General features: G+C 69.9%; 21 protein-coding genes. 9 read left to right on the plus strand and 12 right to left on the minus strand.

The genetic code is table 11. The features are described 5' to 3' along the window. The first annotated feature begins 3 nt into the window (after positions 1-3). Genes LV79_RS30700 through LV79_RS30710 form a run of 3 tightly spaced genes read left to right on the plus strand, consistent with a single transcriptional unit; the run spans position 4 to position 4,347 of the window. Positions 4-627, plus strand: a complete 624-nt coding sequence (locus LV79_RS30700; RefSeq protein ID WP_253841777.1) for an FHA domain-containing protein — start codon at positions 4-6, stop codon at positions 625-627. Between the two features lie 7 nt (positions 628-634). Further along, complete coding sequence (locus LV79_RS30705; protein WP_253841778.1) at positions 635-3,460, plus strand: NACHT domain-containing protein; 2,826 nt, start codon at positions 635-637, stop codon at positions 3,458-3,460. Between the two features lie 47 nt (positions 3,461-3,507). Then, the gene (locus tag LV79_RS30710) at positions 3,508-4,347 is read left to right on the plus strand and encodes a spermidine synthase (RefSeq protein ID WP_253841779.1); all 840 of its coding nucleotides are present in this window, start codon (positions 3,508-3,510) and stop codon (positions 4,345-4,347) included. Here the strand turns inward: LV79_RS30710 and LV79_RS30715 are convergent. The 4 genes from LV79_RS30715 to efeU all read right to left on the minus strand — a co-directional run bounded on the left by LV79_RS30715 (position 4,344) and on the right by efeU (position 8,242). After that, positions 4,344-4,919, minus strand: a complete 576-nt coding sequence (locus tag LV79_RS30715) for an NADPH-dependent FMN reductase (RefSeq protein WP_253841780.1) — start codon at positions 4,917-4,919, stop codon at positions 4,344-4,346. The two genes, LV79_RS30710 and LV79_RS30715, sit on opposite strands and share 4 nt — an antisense overlap. A 67-nt stretch (positions 4,920-4,986) precedes the next feature. Next, positions 4,987-6,264 (minus strand): iron uptake transporter deferrochelatase/peroxidase subunit, encoded by a 1,278-nt coding sequence (gene efeB, locus LV79_RS30720; protein WP_253841781.1) that lies wholly within the window; start codon positions 6,262-6,264, stop codon positions 4,987-4,989. Next, positions 6,261-7,400, minus strand: coding sequence for an iron uptake system protein EfeO (gene efeO, locus LV79_RS30725; protein ID WP_253841782.1), 1,140 nt, complete (start codon positions 7,398-7,400; stop codon positions 6,261-6,263). Before efeO ends, efeB begins: the two co-directional genes overlap by 4 nt. Then, the gene (efeU, locus tag LV79_RS30730; RefSeq protein WP_253841783.1) at positions 7,397-8,242 is read right to left on the minus strand and encodes an iron uptake transporter permease EfeU; all 846 of its coding nucleotides are present in this window, start codon (positions 8,240-8,242) and stop codon (positions 7,397-7,399) included. Before efeU ends, efeO begins: the two co-directional genes overlap by 4 nt. A 200-nt stretch (positions 8,243-8,442) precedes the next feature. Here efeU and LV79_RS30735 point away from each other — a divergent pair, with 200 nt between their 5' ends. Continuing rightward, positions 8,443-9,987: a serine/threonine-protein kinase gene (locus LV79_RS30735; RefSeq protein WP_253841784.1), complete on the plus strand. Its 1,545-nt coding sequence runs from the start codon at positions 8,443-8,445 to the stop codon at positions 9,985-9,987. Here the strand turns inward: LV79_RS30735 and LV79_RS30740 are convergent. From LV79_RS30740 to LV79_RS30775, 8 genes are all read right to left on the minus strand, one after another. Beyond that, on the minus strand, positions 9,984-10,964 hold the full coding sequence (locus tag LV79_RS30740; RefSeq protein ID WP_308208974.1) for a phosphotransferase family protein: 981 nt from the start codon (positions 10,962-10,964) through the stop codon (positions 9,984-9,986). The two genes, LV79_RS30735 and LV79_RS30740, sit on opposite strands and share 4 nt — an antisense overlap. Positions 10,965-11,102: 138 nt before the next feature. Continuing rightward, positions 11,103-12,268 (minus strand): IS3 family transposase gene (locus tag LV79_RS30745; RefSeq protein ID WP_253841892.1). Its coding sequence is split into 2 segments (ribosomal slippage): positions 11,103-12,019 and positions 12,019-12,268, totalling 1,167 coding nucleotides; the frame shifts between segments, so codons are not numbered across the junction. Positions 12,269-12,873: 605 nt separating this feature from the next. Next, the gene (locus LV79_RS30750; protein ID WP_253841785.1) at positions 12,874-13,434 is read right to left on the minus strand and encodes a histidine phosphatase family protein; all 561 of its coding nucleotides are present in this window, start codon (positions 13,432-13,434) and stop codon (positions 12,874-12,876) included. Positions 13,435-13,455: 21 nt separating this feature from the next. Beyond that, complete coding sequence (locus LV79_RS30755) at positions 13,456-13,767, minus strand: STAS domain-containing protein (protein ID WP_253841786.1); 312 nt, start codon at positions 13,765-13,767, stop codon at positions 13,456-13,458. Positions 13,768-13,836: 69 nt separating this feature from the next. After that, positions 13,837-16,863, minus strand: coding sequence for an alpha-amylase family glycosyl hydrolase (locus LV79_RS30760; protein ID WP_253841787.1), 3,027 nt, complete (start codon positions 16,861-16,863; stop codon positions 13,837-13,839). Positions 16,864-17,079: 216 nt separating this feature from the next. Further along, positions 17,080-17,682, minus strand: coding sequence for a hypothetical protein (locus LV79_RS30765; RefSeq protein WP_253841788.1), 603 nt, complete (start codon positions 17,680-17,682; stop codon positions 17,080-17,082). A gap of 18 nt (positions 17,683-17,700) precedes the next feature. Then, entirely contained in the window at positions 17,701-18,051 is a 351-nt protein-coding gene (locus LV79_RS30770) for a fluoride efflux transporter FluC (protein ID WP_253841789.1), read from the minus strand. Beyond that, a complete protein-coding gene (locus LV79_RS30775; protein WP_253841790.1) occupies positions 18,048-18,422 on the minus strand; it encodes a fluoride efflux transporter FluC in 375 nt (124 codons plus the stop codon). The genes LV79_RS30770 and LV79_RS30775 overlap by 4 nt, the downstream gene beginning before the upstream one ends. A gap of 470 nt (positions 18,423-18,892) precedes the next feature. Here LV79_RS30775 and ngcE point away from each other — a divergent pair, with 470 nt between their 5' ends. From ngcE to LV79_RS30800, 5 genes are read left to right on the plus strand one after another with little or no spacing between them, the layout of a single operon-like run. Next, positions 18,893-20,317, plus strand: coding sequence for an N-acetylglucosamine/diacetylchitobiose ABC transporter substrate-binding protein (gene ngcE / locus LV79_RS30780; RefSeq protein WP_253841791.1), 1,425 nt, complete (start codon positions 18,893-18,895; stop codon positions 20,315-20,317). Then, the gene (locus LV79_RS30785; protein ID WP_253841792.1) at positions 20,314-21,216 is read left to right on the plus strand and encodes a carbohydrate ABC transporter permease; all 903 of its coding nucleotides are present in this window, start codon (positions 20,314-20,316) and stop codon (positions 21,214-21,216) included. The genes ngcE and LV79_RS30785 overlap by 4 nt, the downstream gene beginning before the upstream one ends. Next, positions 21,216-22,118 carry a carbohydrate ABC transporter permease gene (locus tag LV79_RS30790; protein ID WP_253841793.1) on the plus strand — a complete coding sequence of 301 codons (903 nt, stop codon included), beginning with the start codon at positions 21,216-21,218 and terminating at the stop codon, positions 22,116-22,118. The genes LV79_RS30785 and LV79_RS30790 overlap by 1 nt, the downstream gene beginning before the upstream one ends. Next, positions 22,115-23,371: a 6-phospho-beta-glucosidase gene (locus LV79_RS30795; RefSeq protein WP_253841794.1), complete on the plus strand. Its 1,257-nt coding sequence runs from the start codon at positions 22,115-22,117 to the stop codon at positions 23,369-23,371. The genes LV79_RS30790 and LV79_RS30795 overlap by 4 nt, the downstream gene beginning before the upstream one ends. Next, a complete protein-coding gene (locus tag LV79_RS30800; protein WP_253841795.1) occupies positions 23,368-24,330 on the plus strand; it encodes an N-acetylglucosamine kinase in 963 nt (320 codons plus the stop codon). The genes LV79_RS30795 and LV79_RS30800 overlap by 4 nt, the downstream gene beginning before the upstream one ends. The last annotated feature ends 409 nt before the right edge of the window (positions 24,331-24,739 follow it).

Here is a 24,739-nt window from a genome sequence, read left to right on the forward strand (position 1 = left end):
CCGATGCCCACCTGCCCGAAGGGCCACGACTCCGCCGACCCCGCCGAGTGCGACGTCTGCGGCCGCCCCATCGGCGCCCGCCCCGCGCCCGCCGCCGAACCGGAACCGGCGCGCACCTGGGACTGCCAGCACGGGCACCCCGGCCAGACCGGGCGCTTCTGCGAGGTCTGCGGCCACGACTCCCACCTGCCGCCGGGCGACCAGCAGCCACCGGCGCCCGCCGCCGCGGCCACCACCTGGTCGATCACCGCCACCGCCGACCGCGCCTACTACGACGAGACCAAGGCGGGCACCACCGACCTGCGCATCGACTTCCCCCGCTACCTCCCGCCGCGCCACTTCCCGCTCACCGGCGAGTCCCTGGTCATCGGCCGGGCCGACCCCACCCGCGGCATCCACCCCGACATCGACCTCACCGGCCCACCCGAGGACCGCGCCATCGGCCGCTCCCACGCCATGCTCGTCGCCCACGACACCGGCTGGTCCATCGTCGACCTGGACTCCACCAACCACACCTTCGTCAACGACATCCACACCCCCATCCCCCCGAACCACCCCACCCCGCTCTCCGCGGGCGACCACATCTACCTGGGCGCCTGGACCGTCCTCACCCTCCACCCCGACTAGGACCTCGGTGCGCCGCAACCCACCCATGACCTTCCAGGGCGCCCTGGCCGTCCTCGGCGTCCACGACCGCCCCTGGCTGACCCGCTTCGACACCCTCCTCGGCGGCGCCATCCTGTCCTCGGTCGGCATCCCACCCATCGCCGACCTGTGGGGGCTGGTGGACCAGAAGACCGAGGGCATCCGACTCATGCGCACGGGCCTGGACTGGGCGTCGGACAAGCTGCTGGGCACCAACGGACCGCACCGCCAGGACCTCCTGGTGGCGGCCCACACAATCCTGGTGATCAGCTCCTACTTCGAGGTACTGGACGACAAGGAGCTGTCGGACCGCCGGAAGATCGAGATAGCCACCGGCAACGACCTCACCGGCAGTTGGCTGACCCACCTCTACACAAGCCCGATCCCGGTGCCCTCCGCGACCATGCCATTCCGGCGACTGCTGGACGAGATCGGGAAATGGGCCGCGAGCCTCAACGACAACGCCCACGTCGTGACCGCCGTGACGCAGACCTACAAGAGCCAGTTCCTGCGGATGGCCGCACGGGTCCCGGAGTTCCAGACCTGGGCCAACATGGCCGAACAAGACGCGATCGGGTCCACACTGGACCGCCTGCACACCCTGCTGTCACACGGTTCCCTCGCGGCCCCCGGTGAACTCCGCTCAACCCTGGCCAACGCCAACAACGCCGAACTGGACGTCCCAGTAGCGGAAGGCGTGGCTCCCAAGTTCCCCACCGTGCGCGAAATCTTCGTGACCCCCCGGTTCTCCCTAGTGGAGAACGACGAGACGTGTCTGCTCGCCGATGACACCTGGTGGGCTCACCGCGATGTCCGATCAGACCTGAACCACGTGTTCGCGGTCCACTTCAGCACCCCGGCCGCGACAGAGCGACCCCTGCTCCTCCTCGGCCACCCAGGCGCGGGCAAGTCGCTGTTGACGAAGGTCCTGGCGGCGAGCCTGCCTGCCTCGAACTACACGGTCGTCCGCGTCCCACTGCGCCACGTCGATGCCAATGCCCAGGTCGACACCCAGATCCAGACCGCTCTCGACGCCCTCACCCACCACCGCGTGGCATGGCCGGACCTGGTGCGGCAGAACAGCGACACCATCCGCGTCGTCCTGCTCGACGGGCTCGACGAATTGCTCCAAGCGACCACCCACGACCGCACCGCGTACCTGGCCGACGTGCAGACCTTCCAGCGCCGCGAGGCCGCCATGGGTCATCCGGTCGCCGTCGTCGTCACCTCGCGAACCCTGGTCGCCGACCGGGTGACGGTGCCCCCGTCGGTGCCGGTGGTCAAGCTGGCGACCTTCGACGGCAACCAGGTCTTGGCGTGGACGGCGGTGTGGAACCGGGTCAACCAGCACACCGGCACCCGCCCGCTGCCGGTCCGGCTCACCGACAATGTGATCGCCCTCGCCGAGCAGCCGCTGCTGCTCATGATGTTGGCGGTGTACTACGCGGACTGGTCGGCACCCGAGCCGACGGCGGACATGTCGCTGACCGACTTGTACGAGCGGATGGTCAACCTGTTCGCCCGACGCGAGGCGGAGAAACGGGCCGATGGCGACGTGGACGCCCGGGTGCGGGAGTCGCTGCACAGGTTGTCGGTCGCCGCCCTCGGAATGCTCAACCGCGGCGCTCAGTCGATCACCGAGCTCGATCTGACCGCCGACCTGATCGCGCTCGGCGACACTGTGCAGACCGGGAAACGCCTGCTCGCGGAGTTCTTCTTCGTGCACGCACCCCAGGCCAACACGGACGTGGAGGTCCGTGCCTACGAGTTCCTGCACGCCACGTTTGGCGAGTACCTGGTGGCCCACCGCATCATCGAAGTCCTGCGCGACGTCGCCGACAGCGCCTTTGGCAGACGAACCCAGCACCGACCCGACGACGACCTGTTGTTCGCGCTGCTCTCCCACCAGCCGCTCTCGATCCAGCGCCCGGTGCTCGACTTCGCCGCCGCTCGCCTCGCCAAATTGCCAACCGACGAGCAAACGGCCGTGGCCAAGACCCTCGAACTCCTCCTGGCCGGCTACCACGAGAGGCGGGGTACGAGCAGGTACAACTACCGGCCGTTGCCCCAGCACACCGTTCGTGAGACGGCCGCGTACAGCGCCAACCTTGTCCTGCTGCGTGCGGCGTGTTCCGACCGTGAGTTCGACCTCAGGTTGGTGTGGCCAAGCGGGCCGAGGCCGCAGTGGCGTTCGCTGGTACAGCTGTGGGGCGCGGGACTTCGCGCCGAAGGTCTACGCACGATCAGTACCAGCCTGGTGATTCGCCGCCTCACCATCAGCGCCGCCCAGGTGCAACACCTGCCGCTGGACCTGCTGGTGTCCAGGCTGGTCGGAGACGCGGGCCAAGAGGAGAGGCTGTGGGTCGGGTATGCCCTCCAGCAGAAGGTGATCTGCCGGAGTGGGGAGCTCGCGCGAGAGTGGTTGCTCTCCATGAAGTCCTGGTTGATTTCCGCCGCTGTGTCGCCTTACATATTCAAGCCGTTTTTGGCTCGACCGCCCGAGTCTGTCAGCCGGAAACAGTTGCGACCCGTCATTGAATTGGCCATCCACGTGCTCCGTTCGCGCTTCGGTGATTGGAATGCCGGCTATACGCTCGCCTACCTCCGATGGCTGGGCGGGCTGGAGTCGAGCCCGGTCGACGCGTGGTCGACCTACTTGGACGACGACCTCCGCATGCGTCTGGCGGCGAAGTTGTGCGAGGTGTCCGACGATCCAGCGGCCGCCCGGCTCGTGGCCGAACTGCGGGCAGTCGGCAGGTCGAACACCGGGTGGGAGCCGGGTGTCTCAGGGCTTCAGGCGCCGTTCACGGTCTAGCCGCCCCTCTATGGCCCGCGCTGAGGGGCGCGTGGTGTGCTGTGCGGGTGACTGGTCCGAGGCAGGGGCGTTTCCCGGTGCGGTTCGGGACCGCTGAGGTGGTGCGGGATCTGGATCGGGGGAATGGGTGGTTGGTCAGCGTTGACGGGGTGGCGCAGTCCTACGTCGACCTGGACGATCCGACGCACCTGGAGTTCGACTACGTGCGGCGGATCGCGGACGTGGTGGATTGTTGGGGGAGTCCTGGTGGGGCGGTGGACGCGTTGCACCTGGGGGGTGGGGCGTGCACGGTGGCCAGGTACCTGTCGGTGGCGCGGGCGGGGTCGCGGCAGACGGTCATCGATGCTGATGGGGGCATGGTGGCGTTGGTGCGCGACCAGTTCGGCGTGGACGACATCCCCGGGTTGACCGTCCACGTGGGAGACGGGCGGGCCGGGTTGGCCGGGCGCGGGGACCGGTCCAGTGACGTGGTCGTGGTGGACGCCTTCGAGCGGGGGATGGTGTCGGCCGGGTTGTTCAGCGTGGAGGCGACCAGGGAGCTGTCCCGGGTCCTGCGCGCCGACGGCGTCTACCTGGCCAACCTCTCCGACGGCCCCGGTCTCCCGTTCGCCAGCCGGGTCGTGGCGACGCTGTCCGCGGTGTTCGGCAACGTCCTGCTGCTCGCCGAGCCGTCCGTCCTGCGGGGCAGGCGCTTCGGCAACATCGTCCTCGCCGCTTCCGCCGTCGACCTCCCCGCCGACGACATCGCCGCCCGGGCCGCGAACGCCGCGTTCCCCGCCCGCTGCGTCACCGACGCCGAACTCCGCGCCCTCGCAGGCCCGGCCCGGTTGCTCACCGACGCCGAGCCCATCACCCCGCCCACCCCGCCGAAGGACCCCTTCGCCTAGACCGACGCGTGGGCGCGGTCGCGCAACGGGGCCAAGGCGGTGCTCCAGGCGACCACCTGGTCCAGCAGGGTCGTCAGCGCGGGCACGTTGTAGTCGCCGGGCTTGAAGACGCTGAAGTTCTCGAACTCCGTCATCAGCGACAGCGCCACCTGCTGCCGCACGTCGGCCATCTGCAGCTCACCGGCTATCAGCCGCAGGTGCTCCACCGCCCGCGCCCCGCCGACCGAGCCGTAGGACACGAACCCGACGGCCTTGTTGTTCCACTCGGCGTAGAGGTAGTCGATGGCGTTCTTCAGCACCCCCGACGTGCTGTGGTTGTACTCCGGGGTGATGATCACGAAGCCGTCGAAGGAGGCGATCTTGGCCGCCCACGACCGGGTGTGCTCGTTCTGGTAGTCGCCCATCGACGGCGGCACGGGCTCGTCGAGGTGCGGCAGCGGGAAGTCGCGCAGGTCGACCAGCTCGTAGTCCGCGTCGGAGCGCTTGGCGGCGATGCCGTGCACCCACGAGGCCACCTGCTCGCCGTTGCGGTTGGGCCGGGTGCTGCCGAGGATGATGCCGATCCTGGTCACGGTCTGTCCCTTCACCGTCCACTTGGGCTTCCCAGCCACAGTACGACGGGGTAGTGCGGCGGGCGACTCAGCTGAAGAGCCGCTCACCCCAGAAACCGCCGTCGGCCAGGCCGGGTGGGCAGGCGAAGTGGCCGGACCCGGTGTGCTCGAGGTACTCCATCATCCGGTCCCGGGTGGACAACGCCCGCTGCATCGGCACGAACTGGGTGCGGCTGTCGCGGTTGAAGCACACGAAGAACAGCCCCGCGTCCAAGTGCCCGAACCCGTCGGAGCCGTCGGTGAAGTTGTAGCCGCGGCGCAGGATCCGCGCCCCGCCGAGGTTCTCCGACGCCAGCCGGATGTGCGAGTCGTCGGCGACCAGCGGCACCCCGCCCGCGCCGCGCACGTGCGGGTCCACCGCGTCGAACTCGTCGCGCTGGCCCAGCGGGGCGCCGCTGCCCTTGGCCCTGCCGACGATGTCCTCCTGCTCGACCAGCGACGTGCGGTCCCAGATCTCGATGTGCATCCGGATCCGCCGCGCCACCAGGTAGGTGCCGCCGACCATCCACTCCGGACCCTCGGTCACCCACACGTGCTGGGCCAGCGCCGCCGGGTCCTCCGCCTTGAGGTTGTTCGTGCCGTCCTTGAACCCGAACAGGTTGCGCGGCGTCACCTGGGTGGTGGACGTGGCGGAGGTGCGGCCGAAGCCCAGTTGCGACCAGCGCACCGACACCTTGCCGAACCCGATCCGCGCCAGGTTGCGGATGGCGTGCACCGCGACCTGCGGGTCGTTGCTGCACGCCTGCACGCAGATGTCGCCGCCGCTGCGGCGCGGGTCGAGGTCGTCGTGCGGGAAGCGCGGCAGGTCGATCAGCGCCTCCGGGCGCCGGGCGGCCAGGCCGAACCGGTCGTCGAACAGCGACGCGCCGAACCCGATGGTCAGCGTCAACGCCGAGGCGGGCAGGTCGAGCGCCTCCCCGGTGTCGGCTGGGGGCGCGTCGCGCGGCCCCCCGACGGCCCCGCCCTCGGCCGCCTCCTTGCCCGCCGTCATCCGCTCCGCGGCCGCCGTCCAGTCCCGCAGCAGCCGCACCAGGTCGGCGCGGTCACGCGTGGTCACGTCGAACGCCACGAAGTGCATGCGGTCCTGCGCCGGGGTGACGATCCCGGCCTGGTGCTGACCACGGAACGCCACCGGCGCCGAGGTGTCCGCCACGGGGGCGGGCTGCTCGCCGGAAGCAATCACCCCCGCCGCCGCACCCAACCCGGCGACCGCCACACCCGCGCCCGCCAGGCCGAACAGCCCACGCCGCGACACCCCACCCCGGCGCGCGGCCGGGGCGGGGACCTGCTGAGGCGCGTCGCTCACTTCTGCGCCACCACCTCGGCGACCTTGCTGATGGGCTCGCCCAGCGCGTCGACGGCGGCGGCGAAGTCCTTGATGTCGGACTCGCTCAGCTCGCTGTAGAGCTGGTAGCCGTCACCGCTGCGGTGCTTGTCCAGCAGCGCGGTCACCGCGTCGAAGCGCGTCTCCAGGGTCTTGGCCAGCTCGGGGTCCCGCTCGACGATGACCGGCCGCAGCGCGCTGACCGCCGCCGCCGACCCCTCCACGTTGGCCCGGAAGTCCCACAGGTCGGTGTGCGAGAAGATGTCCTCCTCGCCGGTGATCTTGCCGGTGGCGACCTCGTCGAGCAGCTCCTTGGCGCCGTTGGCCAGCTGCAGCGGGGTCAGCTCGACCGCCTTGGCCCTGGTCGCGATCTCGGTGACGTCGGTGAGCAGCCGCTCGGCGATGGCGACCGTGTCGGACTGCGGTCCGCTGACCCACAGGTCCTTCTCCAACCGGTGGAACCCGGTGAACTCCTGCCCAGGCTCCAGGTCGGCCTCACGGGCGTCGATCTTCGGGTCCAGGTCGCCGAAGCTCTCCGCGACCGGCTCGATGCGCTCCCAGTAGGTCCGCGCGACCGGGAACAGCCCCTTGGCCATCGCCACGTCGGCGGCCTTGATCGCGGCCACGAACTCCGTCGTCTTGGTGACCAGCGGCTCGACCTGGGCGTTGATGTAGTTCTGGTAGTTCTTCGTGGCCTCGGCCAGCTTGGTGTTCGTGTCGACCTGCCTGGTCGCCGACCCCTTGACGGTGAACTCGGCGCGGATGCCCTCGCCGCTCATCCCCGGCCTGCACGAGGTCTGGTACTTGCCGCCGTCGGGCACCTCGACGATCAGCCGCCTGGTCAGCCCGGGGGTGATGTTCTCGACCTCACCCATGATCCGGTCGCCCTCGCCGTAGAGGTAGAACTCGGTGACCCGGCTGCCCTTGTTGGTGACCTCGAAGGTGATCGTGCCCGCGTCCGAGTCCACCCGCGCCACGCCGCACGCGTCGTCCTTGGCCTCCACCGCGATCGGCCCGCCCGGCGCCGCCGCCGTGCCCCCGTTGTCCGAGGAGCAGGCGACCAGGGGCAGCAGGACGGCGAGGCCGGTCAGGCAGGCGCCGATGTCCTTGAATCTCACGGGGTCGCTCCTTGGGAGGGGACGGGGTCCGCGACCGTGCGCGCGGGCCAGAGGAAGGCGGTGAGGGTGATCGCCACGTAGGCCACCCAGGCGGCGGCCTGCACCACACTGGTGCGCGCCGAGTAGTTGAAGATCCCCTTGAGCAGCGCTCCGTACCAGGAGTCCTCGGGCATCGGCCCGGACAGGTCGAACGCGAGCGTGTTCAGACCGGGCAGCACCCCGGCCTCCTGCAGGTCGTGCAGGCCGTAGCCGAGGACGCCTGCGGCGACGAAGATGAGCAGGATCCCGGTCCAGGTGAAGAACCTGCTCAGGTTGATCCGCAGCGCGCCTCGGTACAGCGCCCAGCCGATCGCCACGGCGAGCGCGATGCCGATCACGAACCCGACCAGCGGCCCGCTGTTGTTGCCCGCGCTCTGCGCCGAGGCGTAGAAGAAGACGGCCGTTTCCAGCCCCTCCCTGCCGACCGAGAGGAAGGCCAGCACCACGATGGCCAGCGGGCCGATCGCCACCGCGTCGGACAGCTTCCCGCGCAGCTCGCCGCTGATCTTGCGGGCCGCGCCGCGCATCCAGAACACCATGGCGGTGACGAACGCGACCGCGATCAGCGACATGACGCCGCCGAAGGTCTCCTGCGCCTCGAAGTCCAGGCTGTTGCTGGTGAAGGTGATCAGCGCGCCGACCCCGACCGAGAGGGCCACGGCGACGCCGACCCCCAGCCAGACCCAGCGGATCGACCCGCGCCGGTCGGACTTGACCAGGTAGGCGAGCAGCACGCTGACCACCAGCGTCGCCTCGAGCCCCTCCCGCAATCCCACCAGCGCGCTGGCGAAGACGTATTCCATGTCACCTCCCGGGATTGTTGGCAAGCCTTGCCTCACGGAACCTAGGTAAGGCTTGCTTCACCTGTCCAGTGCGACGAGCGTGACACATCCCGTTCACCGGGGCGAAAAGTCCGGATCATCCCGCTGTGCACACCACCGGCGGCCGCCACCGCCCATAACGAATCGGTAGCCTGCCGGGGAGTGACGGGGGAGGGGACCGGGTGCGGGAACTGCTAGTCCACGATCCGCGACGCGTCGGTGACTATGCGTTGCTCGGCAGGCTCGGCCGGGGCGCCATGGGCACGGTCTACCTGGCGCGGTCGCCGGGTGGCCGGTTGGTCGCGGTGAAGGTCGCCAGGGGCGAGCTGGCGCAGGACCCGGAGTTCCGGCTCCGGTTCCGCCAGGAGATCGAGATGGCCCGCGCGGTCGGCGGGTTCTGGACCGCGGCCGTGGTGGGCGCCGACCCGGACGCCGACCGGCCGTGGCTGGCCACCGAGTACGTGCCGGGTCCGACGCTGACCGAGGCGGTGCGCGCGGGCGGCCCGCTGCCGGAACCCGCGCTGCGCGCGCTGCTGGCCGGGTTGGCCGAGGCGCTGGCCGCGATCCACACCGCCGGGCTGGTGCACCGCGACCTCAAGCCGTCCAACGTGCTGCTCGCCGAGGACGGTCCACGCGTGATCGACTTCGGGATCGCCAAGGCCGTGCGCAGCGTCGGGGTCACCGCCACGGGGGTGTTGTTCGGCACTCCGGGGTACTTGTCGCCGGAACAGATCTCGGGTGGGGTCGTCGGCCCGCCTTCCGATGTGTTCGCGTTGGGCGCGGTTCTCGTTTACGCGGCGACGGGCACCGGGCCTTTTGGCAATGGTGAAGTGGCGTCGTTGTTGTACCGAGCCGTGCACACCGGTCCGGATTTGGACGGGGTGCCGGGGGAGTTGCGGCCGGTGGTGTCGCGGTGCCTCAATTCCCGGGCCGAGGCGCGGCCGACCCCGGCGGACCTGCTGGCCGAGGTGGGGCACGGGTCGACCGGGCAGTGGTTGCCGCCCACGGTGCAGACCCTGGTGGAACGGCACCAGACGGAGTTCCTCAAGCCGGTCACGCCGCGCACGCCGACGCTGGTGCAGCGGGTGGAGGAGGCGGCGGGGGAGCGGTTACCGCGGCCGAGGAAGCCGGAACCTGTTGTCCCTAAGCCTGTTCCCGCTGTTCCTGCGGTGGCTGCTCCTGTCGTGCCCGCTGCGGCTCGTGCTAGGCCTGTGCCCGCTGCTGTTGACCATCTGCGGGTGCGGACCAGTCGGGGCATGCCGTTGCTGTGGTCGTTGGTCGCGGGCGTGGGTGTGGTCGCGGCGCTGGGGGTCACCGCGCGGGCGTCCAAGGCGGGCTACGACGGGGTGGCCGCGATCGGTCTTGTCCTCTCCGCGGTGCTTGCCCTGTCCGCCGCCCGGTCGTTGTGGCGCGCGGTGGTCGTGCGGCCCAGTTCGGTGGTCATCACCAGCACCGGGTTGGCCATCTCCTCGAAGCACGGCAACCACCACCTCACCTGGCTGGAGATCTCCCGTGTCCGGGTCGTTGGCGACAAGGGCAAGCCGTGGCTGGTCGTCTGGCCGCACCCCGACCGCCCCCTGGGTAAGCGCCACAGCCGCCGCCACGGCGGCTACCGCGTCCACCCGGTCGCCCACCACCACGGCAAGACCCGCCGCTCCCGCGACATCCTGGAACTCCGCTCCACCCTCGAACGCCACGCGGGCCGCGCCTACGACCCCACGCCCTAGGCTTGGAGGCGTTCTCGCAGCCAGGCGAGGGCGGGCGCGGCCTTGACCCGCTGGAACTCGCGCAGCCGGGGGATTCCCGGGGGCGGCGGCAACAACGCGGCGTGCACGAAGTACCCGGCAACGGCCGCCACCACCGCGTCGAGCGCCTCGGGCTCCGGCGTCCACCGCGCCCTGGCCATGATCTCGGCAGGCGACGGCCCACCCTGCGCCACGACACTGGGGACCATGAGGGCGAGGTCGACCCAAGGCGCCCCCAGGGCGGCGTGCGGCCAGTCGACCACGACCACACCGGCGTCGGTCAGGGTCAGGTTGTCCGCGCGGAGGTCGCCGTGCAGGAGGGTGTTGCCCGCGGCCGCCGCGGTCCAGCGCGATTCCCACTCGGCCAGCCGGTCGAGGTTCGCCTTGCTCCAGTCGTCGATCCGATCGGCCAGCGCGGGCTCCGCGGCGAGCGAGCGCCAACCGCTGAACATCTTGTCCGCCAACGGCTCGACGTCGATCGGACTCGGCGTCAGGGCATCAGCCAGGTCGGCCAACTCCTCCTGAACCCGCCACCACGTATCCGCCCGCCAAGGCAACGGCGGCGTCCGCCCCTCCACGTCCTCGAACACCAACGTCACCCAGTCACCGTCATCATCGGACCACAACAACCGCGGCACCGGCAGCCCCTCCGGCAACCTGCCAGCCACTGCGATCTCCCGCCGACAAAGCCGCGGCGCGACCGAGTTCACCCCACTCCCCACCGCCTTCACAAACACCCGCCGCCCCGACCCCAACCCCACCCGAACCGCCAACCCCGGCGAGAACCCACCCGCCTGACTGACTGCCGTTACCACCGGCTCCCCAAGTGCGCGCTCGATCCGAGCGCGCACATGCTGCGGTACCTCACCCCACGACATCCGCGTACCGCCGTCACCCTCCATCCCCGCACCCCACCATGCGTTACCTGGCCTTGGCGAGCCGGTTTTGGCTCGGGGCATCGGCGCCTGTTGAGCCGTGGTTGGGTTGTCCACATGGGTCTGGGTTGTCCACAGGGTCGACTTTCAGCCTCTCCGCCCTTGCGTCCCCCTGGGTAGGCTGGTCTGCCATGGATTTTTCGGACAGTGGTTAGTGGGGTTTCAGGCTGCTGGTGATGTTGCGTGGTAGAGGTTTTCGGCTTCGTTGGGGGTGATGTAGCCGAGGGTGGAGTGGAGTCGGGTGTGGTTGTAGAACAGCTCGATGTAGGTGGCGATTTCCTGGCGTGCTTGAGCGTGGGTGTGATAGGTGGTGCGGTGGACGAGTTCTTTTTTGAGTGTGGCGAAGAAGGATTCGGCGAGTGCGTTGTCCCAGCAGGCGCCGGTGCGTCCGAGTGATGGTGTGATGCGGTGTGCGCGTAGGTGTTCGCGGAACTCGGCGGAAGTGTACTGGGTGCCGCGGTCGGAATGGAAGATGGCGTCAGGGGCGAGTGTGGTGTGGGTGGCGGCCATGGTGATCGCGTCTCGGACAAGGCTGGTTTTGAGATGATCGGTGCAGGCCCAGCCGATGATTTTCCGGGTTGCGCAATCGATGACCGTGGCCAGGTAGAGCCACCCTTGGCCGGTGGGAATGTAGGTGATGTCGCCGACCATTTTGTGTCCGGGGCGGTCCGCGGTGAAATCGCGGTGGACGAGGTCCGGCGTGGCGTGGACGCCGGGTGCCGCGACGGTGGTGAGAGGCCGACGCCGACGCCCGGTCGGGGCCAGGCCCAGGTCGCGCATCGTCACTCGGACGAGTTCCGGTCCGCACCGCACGCCCCGGCGTGCCAACGCGGCGTGTACCCGACGGTATCCGTAGGTGCGTCGGGAGTCGGTGAATATCGACGTGATCGGCGCCGCGAGTGATTGTCGACGCTCCGTGGTGCATGGTGCCGGTCGTGCGCGCCAGTCATGAAAGCCGGATCGGGACACGCCCATCCACTCGCACATCGATGCCACCGGATATGAGCCTTTCTCGCCGTCGATGAACTCGTAGAGCTCGGTCACCGATAGTCGCGGGCGAAGAAGGCCGCGGCTTTTCCCAGGAACTCGTTCTTCATGCGAAGTTCGTGGTTCTCCCGTTCCAATTCCCGCAACCGAGCACGCTCGTCCACACTCAGTGGATCGACTGTCTTCGGGTTCTTCTTCCGGTGCGCCTCGACCCAGTTTCGCAGGGTCTGCTCGATCAGCCCCAACTGGCGCGCCGCTTCCGCGACCGACACGCCGGACTCGACCAATTTCACGGCCTCGTCCTTGAACTCCGGCGAGAAACGACGACGACGTTGACCCATGACATCTCCGATCATCCAAGACCCATTCTACTTGGGCCCGATGTCCGAGAAATCCATGGCACTCCAAGGCTGTGTATTCGGGGGACTTTGGGTCGGGTTGATCTTGCGGGAGGGCTGCGAGCTGGGGGGAATCCGGCTCACGTGCCTCCGCTGCGCTGCGGGGAACGCCTCGCCTGCGGCATCGGACAGGCGCGAGAAATGCGACGAGCTCGATGGGTCGAACTTGTTTTGTGCGGGGCCCCGAGACCACCCGTGGCAGGACCGCAAAGCCGAGGCCGAAAAGCATGGCCCTGTCCGCGCAACGACGCTACGGGTGGTCCTCCCCCACGCAAAACAAGTCCGCCCCATCGAGCACTTGGCACCAGCGTCTTCGTGGAGCGCATAGGGGCCAACGTTGTCGGCGGGGGCTAAAGGGCCAGCGTTGTCGGGGCGGGGCTGTCGGGGGATTGGTGAGTCGTCGGGGTGTGGTGGGACTGGGCGTGGGGACCCGGTGGAGCGCGTGGGGGCGGGGTTCTGGTGGTGGGGGCGCGGAGGGCGGGTCTTCAGCGGCCGTGGTGGTCGAACCGGGGGGATTGAAGGGGAGGTGTGGTGGAGAGAGCCGGGGGTTAGAGGCCGGGGCCGGTGACGGTGGTGCCTCGGGGGGTGAAGTGGAGGCGGTAGCGGGCTGGGGAGGGCATGGCGTTGCTGAAGGGCCAGTCGATGGTGGTTTGGCCTAGGCCTAGGAGGGCTCGGCTGATGAAGGTGCCGTGGGTGGCGACCAGGACCCGGTGGTGGCGTTGGGTGAGGGACCTCAGCGCGGTGGTGGCTCGGGTGGTGAGTTGGTGCAGGCTTTCGGCGTTGGGGCGGGATGTGTGCGGATTGGACCAGCTCTCGGCGTAGTGGTGGGCGTAGTCCGAGGTGGGGGCTAGGCCGGAGTCCCATTCGCGGAGGGTGGGGGTGGTGTGGATGGTCATGCCGAGGGCTCGGGCGGTGGGGATGAGGGTTTGCACCGCGCGCAGGTACGGGCTGGACGTGATCAGGGTGGGTTTGAAGCGGGCCAGGATGGCGACGAGGTGTTCGGCCTGGGCGGTGCCCGCGGCGGTCAGCGGGCGGTGGTGGTCGTCCGGGCCGTCGGGGGTGGGGGGTGCGGCGTGGGCGTGGCGGACCAGGACGATCTCGGTGCTCATCGGTCGAGCATCCACGAGGGGTCAGGGGCGGAACAGGTGGGCCAGGCCGGTGATCGACAGCATTCGGGCGACGTTGGGGTCGATGGCGCTCACCGAGAGCCTGCCGCCGAGGTTGGTGACGCGTTTGTACGCGGTCAGCAGCGCGGAGAGGCCGCTGGAGTCGCAGAAGGCGAGTTGGCCCAGGTCGAGGGTGAGGGTGGCGCCTTGGTCGAGCGGGAGGGCCGCGACGGTGGCGGTGAGTTCCGGGGCGGTGGCGTAGTCCAGTTCCCCGCTCAGCGCGAGCCCGCCGTCGTGCAGGCGGGTGATGTCGAGGGCGTGGGGATCGGTCTCCACCGGTGGGGCTCCTCAGCTAGGCTGCGACCCCCGAGGTACCCGTTTCGGGCAAACCCCACACCCGTGCGTTCACGTGGGCGGCACCACAGGTCCCGCCGAGCCGGACGTGAACCATGCTTCGTACCCGGTCGTGCCGACGTCCAGGTATTGGTCAGGGCCGGGATCCTTCTCGTCGCCACGGTGCACGATGTAGTTCAGCCCGCTCGCCCCCGCGACCAGCGGCACCGACCACAACGCCCCGAACGCGTCCTGACCGGTCGGTGGGCTGGAGCTCGCCCAATCCGGACTGGGGTGCTGCGAGCCGGTCCAGTGGTAGAGCGTCCACCCCGTGTAGTCGCCGTCGGGGCGGTGGTAGTGGATCACCGCGCGGTTCTCGGCCGACGCCAGGCTCGCGTGCAGGCGACTGTCCCCGTCCCGCAGCCACACGCCCGCGCCCGGTGGCGCCCCACCAGCCACAACAACCCCACCGACCACAACAGCCACATCCGGTGCCGCCGCCACCGTCGCGACAGCACCGAACGCGTCGCGGCCGCTCAACGGGACGTCCGGTCGACCGGCCACCCGCACCGCCGCCGCGCTGTAGTCGCCGGACGGCCGGGTGAAGTGGACCGTCACCGTGCCGGTCGCCTCCACCTCGGACCGGTACCGGACATCGGACCCCTGCCGCAGCCACACCTGCGGGGACGTCGGGTCGATCAGCCGGTCACCGCCGTCCTTCTCGTCGCCGCGGTGCACGATGATCCCGACCTCCCGCGCCCCCGGTCGCAACCGCACCCACGCGAACCGCCCGTACCCCGTCTCACCCGCGAACGGCTGCGGGCGCTCCCACGTCGTCGGCTCCACGACGTCGCCCCACGCGTGCAGCCCCCAGCCCGCGTAGTCCCCGGCGGGTCGGTTGTAGTGCACCACCAACCAGTCCGACCCGACCGGCTCCGGCGGCGCGGCGACCAACCGGACCGCGGCCCCGTCCGCTCCCAGCGGCCCAGACCCGTCCCGAGCCACCACCCGGAACTCGACCTCGGCGCCCACCCCGGCTCCTGGCAGCGCGGTCACGTCGGCGAACACCCGGTACGGCGCCGCGTCGTCAGTCCCCAACACCGTCCACTCCCGCGCTCCCTTGACCCGTGCCGCGAACGTCGCCTGCGCGAACGGCGCCGTGATGCCGTCGGCCCTCAGCTCGACCCGCTTGTCCAGCACCGTCCCCACGGCCGGCGCGACCAGGGTCGGCGCCACCCGAGCCGACGCCAGCCGGTCCGTCGCCCGCAACGCGACTGCCGACAGCGCGGGCACAGCCACCCGGACCTTCCCGTCCCGAACAGTCGCCCGCGCGCCCGCCTCGGGGAACTCGACCCGGTAGCCGCCAGCCGACACCGGAACGTCCACTGTGGTCGGAGACGATCCCGAGTTGACGACCACCACGTGTTCCCGTCGATCCCGCGCGGAGAACCGGCTGAACGCCAACGCGTCGCCCTGGACCAACCGCAACGCCTGCGCGCCATCGGCCCACACGTCGTCACCGTCCACAAAGGACGACAGTCGCGCGAGCTGCCGGTACAGCGGATGGTTCCGGTTGTAATTGTCTGAAGCCCCCGTCCGACCCGCGCCCACGAACGTCTCCGCCGCGTACTCCGGGGTGCGGCTGGCGAACATGTCCTGCCGCGCCAGCTTGTCCCCGCCGCGGCCCGCGAACCCCTGCTCGTCGCCGTAGTAGACGACCGGGTTCCCGCGCCACAGGTACATCAGCGTGTTGCCCAACCGCAAGCGGGACAGCAGTTCCTCGTCGCCGATACCCGGCCGCCGGTCCCGCAGCATCGACGCCAGCCGTCCCATGTCGTGGTTGCCGAGGAACGTGGGCAGGGCGGCGGCGTTGGAGTCGGCGTCGGTGTAGCGGTCGTCGGCGAGCAGCACGTCGGCCAGGTGCTGGGCGCCGCGACCCGAGAGCAGGTCAAGCGCGCCCGCCTGGAACGGGAAGTCGAGCGTGGCCTGCATCCGGCCGGTCGTCGTGTAGGAGGACGTCAACGCCGGGTCGTCGCTGTAGACCTCGCCGAAGACGAAGAAGTCGCGCTTGCCCCGGGACCTCGCGTACGCCTGCACGTGTGGCGCCAAGGCCTGCCAGAACTCCATGTTCACGTGCTTGACGGTGTCCACCCGGTACCCGTCGATGTCCAGCACGTCGATCCAGCTGGTGAAGATCTCCTGCATCCCGCGCACCACCCTCGGGTGCTCGGTCATCAGGTCGTCGAGCCCGATGAAGTCCCCGTACTCGCTCGACTCGCCCGCGAACGTCGAGTCGCCCCGGTTGTGGTAGAGCGCGGGATCGTTGAGCCAAGCGGGAGTCTTGGCGTTCGGGTCGGTCACCACCGGTGTGTACGGGAAGGTCGCGATCGTCGGGAAGTCCGGCTTTCCCGCGTACGCCTTGATGTCCACCGGATCGCCCTTGGCGTCGCGGTACGGGAACGCCCGCGTGTCCCGGTACGAGTGGGTGCCCTCGGCGTAGTCGATGACGTCCGCGGTGTGGTTGGCGACGATGTCGAAGAACACCTTCATGCCCAGCCGGTGCGCGTCCGTGATCACCGCTCGCATGTCCGCCGTGGTGCCGAAGTGCGGGTCCAACCGGGTGAAGTCGGTGGTCCAGTACCCGTGGTAGCCCGCGGAGACATCGGCACCGCTGCCCTGCACCCAACGGTTGGCGAACATCGGCGTCATCCAGATCGCGGTGGTTCCCATGCCGCGCAGGTAATCCAGCCTCGACCGCAGGCCCCTGAGGTCGCCGCCGTGGTAGAAACCCTTGTCCGCGGGGTCGAACCCGGTCGTGAGCCGATCGGTCGACGTCGAACCGCCCCGGTCGTTGCCCAGGTCCCCGTTGGCGAACCGGTCCGGCATCACGAAGTAGAACCGCTCCCCGGTCAGGTCCGGCCTGGGTGCCCGCAGCGCCAACCGCTCGTCCCGTGGTCGCACCCCCGGCGCGATGTCCACGACCTCACCGACCGCCAGCCGCTCACCCGGGGGCGCGGCGGCCCCCGCCACCGCGGGCGCCGTCAGGTTTCCGGCGACCAGCGCCAGGACAGCGATCCCGACAACCGAACCGCGACCCATGCCGACCTCCCTGGGGGTGAACGACAGGCCTCTGCACCACACCACGAGCGGGGCGCACTCCGATAGCGCCGTCCGGGAGACAGCCGACCGCGGCACCGATCGCGGACCGTGACCCGCTCGGGCGGTGGGCGGGGAAGCGGGTGGACCGAGCAGGGCAGGTGGGTGAGGACAGTGGCTGCATGCCACAGCGCCCAGTTGAGTCAGCGCCCACCTGGGTCAGGCCTCTCGGAGGCCGAGCCTGCGCAGTTCCAGCCGCGCCAGCACCCGCACCGCCTCCGGATCACCCGAGCGCCACCCGTCGCCGACCGGGCCCGCCGTCGCCAGCCGGGTGAACGGCTGCGTGGTCAACGCCCGCAGCGCCAGCATGTCGTGCCCGGGCGCGCCCAACCCGCGCAACCGCGCCGCCCCGGTCGCCTGCCTGACATACCGCACGCGCAGCGGCAGCCAGGTGACCAGTAGGAACAGCACCGGAACCACGATCAGCACCACCGTCAGCCAGAACGCCAGGTCCTGCACCGCCTCGATCTGGCGCCACCCGGCGTCCGAGATCCGAGCGGACGCCGCCGCCCCGCCGCGCAGGGCCTCGGCCACCGAGTCGCCCGCCAGCGGGATGCCGTCCGCCTTGTCGGCGGCGGTGTTGAACGTGCCCTGCAACGCCGTGCCCGCCTCCACCAGCCGATCCCCGGGGCCGCGCAGCGCGAGCACGGTCTCCCGCACGGTCAACGCCACCCACACCGCCAGCGCCGCGACGACTACAGCGGTCACGTCGGCGAGCGCCTGCCGGAGCACGCGGTCGGGGCGTTCGGCGTAGAGCTTCATCGGTCCTCCCAGCGGGGATCAGCCCGCGACGGCGTGCGCACCGGCCAGGCCGCACCAGAATGCCGCGAGACCCGCGATCAGCGACACCGCGATGTTGGCGAACGCCCGTCGACGATCACCCGACTCAGCCAGCACCAGGGTCTCGTAGGAGAAGGTGGAGTAGGTGGTCAGCGCGCCGCAGAACCCGGTACCCAGCAGCGGCAGCCAGTCGCCCCACCCGACCACGGCGCCGAGCACGAGGCTGCCCACCACGTTCACCACCACCGTCCCCCAGGGGAAACCCGACGGCCGGGGGATGGCCCGATCGACCAAGTAGCGCAGCGGCGCACCGACAGCGGCACCGATCGCCACCTGCAGTGCCCCGTTCACCGCGCACCCGCCAACCGCCGCGTGACGCGAGCACCGGCCGTGACCGCCATTAGCGCCAAGGCGAGGGTCCCGAGCAGGTAGGTGAACGCGAGCAGGACGTTCTCGTCGAGCATCCGCTGGAAATCCGCGCAATAGGACGAGAAGGTGGTGAACCCGCCCAGAACCCCTATCCCCAGGAACGGCCGCACTAGGGGGTGCGGGGTGCGCAGTTCGACCACCACGACCATGAGGCAGCCCATCGCCAGGCAGCCGACCACGTTGATGACCAGCGTCGACCACGGCGAGGGCCACGCCGTGCCCGCCCCGTAGCGGGCCAGCGCGCCGATCACGCCACCGGCGGAAACCACCGCCGCTGTTGCCTTGTCCCGCATTTCCCTCCATGGTCGAACTATCACGCCGATGTTATGGATCGGCGGAGTGTTGTGCCCACCGGACCCGATGTAGAGGATGCCGCCATGGAGTCGACCCGCCCGGTAAACACCGTCACACCGCGCGCCGGTGTGCGGTCCGGGGGCGGTCTGGCGGGGCGTCGCGGCGCGTCGTCCGGCCCGCTGGCGCCCCTTGCTCCGACGGTGTCCGATTCGTCCGCACGGGTGACGCACGACACGCAAACGCGTCACTCTGGCCTGCCCGGCGCGCCCCGTCAAGGGGTCCGCGCCGAGCCGTGACCGATTCGGTTCTTCATGATCACATTCGACATCAGTGCTGGCCAAGGCCGGTGTGGCCGGAGTATGGTCTAGACCAAATCACCCATCTGTCCGATTGCCGGGCCCCGGGAACCGCCTCGACCATGAGCGGGTCTCGCGAACCGGTCGCGTGACGGTCGAAGGAGTTTGCGCGTATGTCCGCCGCACTTCCGCAGAACCCCAGTCGTCGGTCGGTGCTCAAGGGGCTGGGGATGGCCGCGCTCGCGGCCGGTCCGCTCTCCGCGTGCGCGTTCGGTTCCTCTTCCGAGCCCAGCACCGGTGGTGCCACCGGTGAGAAGTCCGCCAACAACCCCTTCGGTGTCGTCGCCAACGCCCCGCTCGAGGTGGTCATCTTCAAGGGCGGCCTCGGTGACGCCTACGCCACCGACGTGCACGAGCCGCTCTACAAGAAGGCCTACCCGCAGGCCGAGATCAAGCACGTGCCCACCCAGCAGATCGCGCAGACGCTGCAGCCGCGCTTCGCGGGCGGCAACGTGCCCGACATGATCGCCAACTCCGGCAGCGACATGATGGACAACGGCGCGCTGCAGGGCGAGGGCCAGCTGCTCGACCTGACCGCGCTCTACAACGCCCCCGCCATCGGCGGCACCGGCACCGTCCGCGACAGCCTGCTGCCCGGCAGCATGGAGGCGGGCTTCATCGGCGGCAAGCCGTACATGATGAAGTACATCTACACCGTCTACGGCCTCTGGTACGACTCGGCGCTGTTCACCAAGAACAGCTGGGCCGCGCCGACCACCTTCGAGGAGTTCGACGCGCTGCTCGGCAAGATCAAGGCCGCCGGACTGCAGCCGTACGCGTACGCGGGCAAGAACGCCGCCTACTACCAGTACTGGATGATCGCGGTGACCGCGGGCAAGATCGGCGGCAACCAGGTCCTGATCGACATGGACAACCTCAAGGAGGGTGTCTGGACCTCCGACCCGGTCCGCCAGGCGGCCGAGGCGTGGGCGTCGATCGGCAAGAAGTACCTGGACCCCAGCTTCGAGGGCCTCACCCACACCGAGGTGCAGACCGCGCAGAACCAGGGCAAGGTCGGCATGTACCCGTCCGGCTCGTGGTTGGAGAACGAGCAGAAGGAGCAGACCCCGGCCGGGTTCCAGTACGCGCTGGCCCCGACCCCGAGCGTCAGCTCCTCGGACAAGCTGCCCTACGGCGCCATCCGCGCCGCGGCGGGCGAGTCCTACATCGTGCCGTCGAAGGCCAAGAACTCCGCCGGTGGCCTCGAGTACCTGCGCGTCATGCTCTCCAAGGAGGGCGCCCGCGGCTTCACCGAGAAGACCGGCATCATCACCGTCGTCAAGGGCTCCGCCGACGGCCTGAAGCTCTCGCCCGGCACGCAGTCGTCCAACGACGCGCTGAAGAAGGCCGGCGACAACATCATCACCTACAACCTGTTCGAGGACTGGTACAAGGAGTTCGAGACCGAGCTGCGCTCCAAGACCAACGCGCTGATGTTCGGCCGGATCAACGCCGAGCAGTTCTGCAAGGACATCCAGGCCAAGGCCGACGCGGTCAAGGCGGACTCCTCCATCACCAAGCAGTCCCGCACGTCATGAGGATGCCCCGCGGCGGCGCCAGGTTCGTCATCGGCTTCCTGGCGCTGCCGGTCCTCCTGTACGTGGTCTTCGTGATCGCGCCGTACCTGCAGGCGTTCTACCTCGCCTTCACCGATTGGCGCGGGGTGTCGTCCACCCCGCGCTTCTCCGGGTTCGACAACTTCACCCGGCTGCTGGCCGACCCGACGTTCTGGGCCGCGGTCGGCCACCACGTGGTGCTGCTGCTCGCGCTGCCGCTGACCACGCTGGCCATCGCGCTGTTCTTCGCGTTCCTGCTGAACATGGGCGCGGGCACCAAGGGCGTGCGCGGGTCGAAGTTCTACCAAGCGGTGTTCTTCTTCCCGCAGGTCCTCGCGGTCGCGGTGATCGGCGTGCTGTTCCAGGCGGTGTACCGGCCGGACCAGGGTGGTGTCCTCAATGGACTCCTGGACCTGGTCGGGGTCGCTCCCATCGGCTGGCTCACGCAACCGAAGCTGGCGCTGTGGTCGCTGATCGCGGTCCTGGTGTGGCAGGCGGTCGGGTTCTACGTCGTGCTGTTCGCCGCGGGCATGGCCAACATCCCCAAGGAGGTCGTGGAGGCCGCCGAGATCGACGGCTGCGGCCGGGCGCGGATGTTCTTCCAGATCACCCTGCCGCTGCTGTGGGACACCGTGCAGGTCGCCTGGGTGTACCTGGGCATCGCGGCGTTCGACGGGTTCGCGCTGGTGGCCACCCTCTCGGTGGACCGCGGCGGGCCGGACGGGTCGACCACGGTGCTGCCGCTGGAGATCTGGCGCACCGCGTTCACCTACTCCAAGTTCGGCTACGCCTCGGCGATGGGTGTCGCGTTGTTCGTGCTGAGCCTCACCTTCGCCGTGCTCACCCTGCGGGTGACCAGGCGGGAACGGATCGAGTACTGATGAGCAACCTCACCGTCGACCGCCCGGCCGAGCGCGCGGAGGCGGCCGGGGCGCGCCGGGCGGACAAGCGCGCCCCCAAGGTCTTCAACGGGCTCTCGCACCTGGCGCTGGCGATCTGGGCGGCCACGGTGATCCTGCCGATCCTGTGGACGTTCCTGGCCTCCTTCAAGACCAACACCCAGATCTTCAGCGAGCCGCTCGGCCTGCCCAGCTCGATCAAGTGGGACTCGTGGGGCCGGGCCTGGGAGAAGGCCAACGTCGGGCAGTACATGCTCAACAGCGTGTTCGTGGTGGCGCTGTCCACCGCGGGCACGATGCTGCTCGGCTCGATGGCGGCCTACGTGCTGGCCCGGTTCTCCTTCCGGGGCAACCGGTTCATCTACGTCATGTTCGTCTCGGGCATGGTGTTCCCGGTGTTCCTTGCCCTGGTGCCGCTGTTCTTCGTGGTGCGCAACCTGGGCCTGCTCGACACCCACACCGGGTTGATCCTGGTCTACATCGCGTACTCGCTGCCGTTCACGGTCTTCTTCCTGACCGCGTTCTTCCGCACGCTGCCCTCGCAGATCGCCGAGGCGGCGCTGATCGACGGCGCCTCGCACACCAGGACGTTCTTCCAGATCATGGTGCCGATGGCCAAGCCCGGCCTGATCAGCATCACCATCTTCAACGTGATCGGCCAGTGGAACCAGTACCTGCTGCCGATCGTGCTGCTCTCCGGCGACGTCGAGGACAAGTGGGTGCTGACCCAGGGCATCGCCAACATCTCCACCAACGCCGGCTACCAGGCCGACTGGCCGAGCCTGTTCGCCGCGCTCACCATGACCATCATCCCGGCGCTGGCGGTGTACCTCGTGTTCCAGCGGCAGATCCAGGCAGGCCTGACCTCGGGAGCCCTCAAGTGAAACTCGCTGTCGTCGGCGGCGGCTCGACCTACACCCCGGAGCTGGTGGACGGCATCGCCCGGCTGCACACCGAGCTGCCGGTCACCGAGCTGTCGCTGGTCGACCCGGACGTCAACCGGCTCGAGCTGGTCGCCGGGGTGTCGGCGCGGATCCTGGCCCGCGCCGGGCACCCCGCGCGGGTCACCACCAGCACCGAGCTGGAACTCGGGGTGGCGGGCGCGGACGCGGTGCTGGTGCAGCTGCGCGTCGGCGGGCAGGCCATGCGCCACCAGGACGAGACGGTGCCGCTGGAATGCGGGTGCGTCGGCCAGGAGACCGTCGGCGCGGGCGGGCTCGCCATGGCGCTGCGCACGGTGCCGGTCGTGCTGGACGTGGCCGAGCGGATCGCCTCGGTCGCACCGCGCGCGTGGATCGTCGACTTCACCAACCCGGTGGGCATCGTGACCCGCGCGCTGCTCGACGCCGGGCACCGCGCCATCGGCCTGTGCAACGTCGCCATCGGGTTCCAGCGCCGGTTCGCCGCGCTGCTCGACGTCGACCCCGGCCGGGTCGCGCTCGACCACGTCGGCCTCAACCACCTGACCTGGGTCCGCTCGGTCTACCTGCGCGGCGAGGACGTGCTGCCGCGCCTGCTCGACCAGCACGGCGACGTGATCGCCAAGCAGGTCGGGCTTCCCGAGCACGTGCTGCGCGGCTTGGGGATCGTGCCGTCGTACTACTTGCGCTACTTCTACGAGCACGACGCGGTGGTCGCCGAGCAGAGGGTGTCACCGTCGCGCGCGAGCACCGTTGCCGACGTCGAGGACAAGTTGCTCGCGCTGTACGCCGACCCGACCGTCGACACCAAGCCCGACCTGCTGACCAGCCGGGGCGGCGCGTTCTACTCGGAGGCGGCGGTCGCCCTCCTCGCCTCGTTGTTCGGCGAGGGCGGGGACGTGCACGTGGTGAACGTCCGCAACAACGGGACGCTGCCGTTCCTGCCGGACAACGCCGTCATCGAGGTCCCCGCGACGGTGACCAGCGCCGGTGCCCAGACGTGGCCGATCGCGCCGGTGTCACCGCTGCTGGCCGGGCTGATCGGGCACGTGTCGGCGTACGAGACCCTCGCGGTCCGCGCGGCCATCACCGGCGGCGTCGACCTGGTCACCGAGGCGCTGCTGGCGCACCCGCTGATCGGCCAGGCGTCGGTCGCGGAGAAGCTGGCCCAGCGGCTGGTCGAGGTCAACCGCCCGCACCTGCCCTGGGCGTCATGAGGACCCTCCTCGCGGTCGACGGCGGCAACAGCAAGACCGACATCGCACTGGTGCGCGAGGACGGCACCGTGGTGGCGCGCGGCCGCGGCCCCGGCTTCGAGCCGCAAACCGTCGGTGTCGCTGCCGCTGTCGACGTGGTCGTCCGCACCGCCGCTCAGATGGTGGGCTCGGGTCCACCCTTCGCCGACCACGTCGCGGCATACCTCGCGGGCGCCGACCTGCCCGAGGAGGAAGTCGCCCTCCGCGAGGAGTTCTTGCGCCGCGGCGTCGCCCCGTCGGTCGAGGTCGGCAACGACACCTTCGCCCTGCTGCGCGCCGGTTCCACCCGGGGTTGGGGCGTTGCCGTCGTGTGCGGGGCCGGGGTGAACGCCGCGGGCATCGGCCCCGACGGCCGGGTCGCCCGCTTCCCCGCCCTAGGCCGCCTCACCGGCGACTGGGGCGGCGGCCAACACCTGGGCGAGGAAGTCCTCTGGCACGCCGTCCGCGCCGAGGACGGCCGCGGCACCCCGACGGAACTCGTCTCCTTGGTCCGAGGCCACTTCCGCGCCTCATCCGCCACCGACGTAGCCCTCTCCGTCCACCGAGGCGACATCCCCCGCCACCACCTGGGCGAACTCACCCGCCCCCTGCTCACCCTGTCGGACCCCGTGGCCCTAGGCCTGGTCGCGCGCCTAGCCGAGGAAATCTGCCTCCTAGGCTGCGCCATCCTCACCCGCCTAGACCTCCTAGGCACCCCCGCCGACCTAATCCTCGGCGGCGGCGTCCTCACCGGAGGCGCCACCTCCCTGATGGCCGCCGTGGAGTCTGGCTACGCCGCCCGAGCCCCCTTCGCCCGCCTGCAGGTGGCCAGCCAGCCCCCGATCTTGGGCTCCATCCACCTAGGCCTCTCGCACCTCAACGCCACCCCCACCGCCCACACCCGAGCCACCACCACCCTCACCACCACAACCGTCGCCTAAGCGGGCCCCTCACCAAGCACCGCCCCACCACGCCCGACGCCAAGGCACCCCCGCTCCACCAAGTCCCCACGCCCAGTCCCAGCCCACCACCTGCGACTGGCCAGGACCCGAGCGCATTGCCCCAAGGCACCCGCCGACAACGCTGGCCTATAAGCGCCCGCCGACGACGTTGGCCGCCCCGCGCTCCACCCGAGTCGCTGGTGCCGGGCCGGCTCGATGGGGTGGACTTGTTTTGTGTGGGGGAGGACCACCCGTAGCGTCGGTAGCGGACAGGGCCATGCTTTTCGGCCCCTGCTTTGCGGTCCTGCCACGGGTGTCGTAGGGGCCCCGCGCAAAATAAGTTCGCCGCATCGAGCAAAGCTCGAAACTCGCGCCTGTTCGATGCCGCAGGCGAGCCGTCTACCGCAGC

This window comes from Actinokineospora globicatena, from assembly GCF_024171945.1.
GTDB classification, from domain to species: domain Bacteria; phylum Actinomycetota; class Actinomycetes; order Mycobacteriales; family Pseudonocardiaceae; genus Actinokineospora; species Actinokineospora globicatena.